This is a genomic window from Mesorhizobium sp. M2A.F.Ca.ET.037.01.1.1 (assembly GCF_003998075.1).
Lineage (GTDB): Bacteria > Pseudomonadota > Alphaproteobacteria > Rhizobiales > Rhizobiaceae > Mesorhizobium.
Genome location: NZ_RZSA01001318.1, coordinates 1 through 1453, shown reverse-complemented (window position 1 = coordinate 1453; position 1453 = coordinate 1). Strand labels below are relative to the sequence as shown.

Here is a 1453-nt window from a genome sequence, read left to right as displayed (position 1 = left end):
TCGTTGAACCCGGTTTCGATTGGAAGCTGTTTTCCAATGAGATTCTCGCCCGCGACATTGCGGTGGCGACATTGATCGCGCTTGGCTGGCTAAAAGTGCGGGCAGGCTATGCGGTCGATGCAGAGGCGATGGAACGCTTCGAGGCGGCTCTTCCCGGGCCGATGGCCGCGTGGATGGCTTTCGTTCAAGCAAGGCCCAGGCAAAGTGAGACTCCCGCCGGCGCCGCCCTTCGTTGGCTTGCAAAGACGCGTCGCAAATCGCTTGAGCTGGCCCAGTCCGAACCACGCGGCGAGCAGAAAACGAGACCGCGCCTGAAGACGAAATTCAGCAGGGGCTTGCCTGCTGGCCAAGGCGAGCTGCGCGCCGATCTGCCTCTTCCCGCTTCCGACCGCGCCGGCGTCTTGCGCTTGCACATCCGATTGCCGGCGTCGGTGAAGTGGCGGCGTCTCGCCTTCGAGATCAACAGCGACGCCGGGCATGTTGCCGCCTTTCATGTGCGCCCGAAGCTTCCGCGCGCGGGCACCGCATTGGAAATCTTATGCGAAATCCAGCTTGACACTCCCGCTGGCGCGACAAGGGTCTGGATTGAAAGCCGGCCGCTGCGATCTTCGCGAATGCTGACCGAGGAGAACGCCGCGCGCTACGCCGCCCCCCGGTTCTCGCTTACCAGTTCGGAATTCCGCCCCTTCGCACACCCGGGAGCGCTCATCGACGGCAGTTCACGCGAAGGTCCCGCGAAGGAAACGCAATGAAAGGTCTGCTAATCTTGTCGGAGGCGCGGAGCGGCTCGACTTGGGTGGCCTCGCTGACGAACAGCACCGGGAAATTGGGTAACGCCCGCGAATGGCTGAGGGATGAGACGAGTGAAGCACCCCAGACACTCGCAGCCGAACAGCACTATCAGAAAATAATCGATAGATCCTCGACAGATAATGGCGTCTTCTCGGTCAAGATATTTCCGCATCATCTGCGTGATGTTTACGACAAGCGAAAATACGACTTCATAGAGAGATGCCTTCGCGACCATGAGATTCTCGTAATATTGCTCGAGAGAATGGACCGTCTCGGTGCCGCGATATCCGCAACACGCGCATCTCAGTCAGGGCAATGGTCCAGGACAAGTGGCGGCGGCGACGAGAATAGTGCTGAGAGTTCGGTCGCATACGATCGCGCACAGATTCTCGAGAACATGATCTATATCGGCGAAGGCATGGCGTTCTGGAGAAATTACCTCGCGCTGAGGTCCATCCAATACGTTCCGGTCTTTTACGAGCAGATCATGAAGGGATGGCGCGAATATGTGATGGACGTCGCCGGCAAGATGGATGTCTCGATCGACGCAGAGCAGATCTCGAACGACCTCTGCGAAGTTCAGCGCGACGCGCTATCGATGGAATGGCGAAGGAAATTCGAGGCCGAAAACAAATCTCGTTCCCTCGAAAAACTATACGCC

2 protein-coding genes are annotated in these 1453 nt (G+C 58.5%); both read left to right on the top strand.

What is annotated here, in order from left to right; translation table 11 throughout:
• The coding region (locus EOA27_RS41225; RefSeq protein WP_189562310.1) for a hypothetical protein at nucleotides 1-752 on the top strand (752 nt) is incomplete at its 5' end.
• Nucleotides 749-1453, top strand: a 705-nt coding sequence (locus EOA27_RS36325; RefSeq protein ID WP_127258709.1) for a Stf0 family sulfotransferase, incomplete at its 3' end; no start/stop codon positions are given. The genes EOA27_RS41225 and EOA27_RS36325, both read left to right, overlap by 4 nt.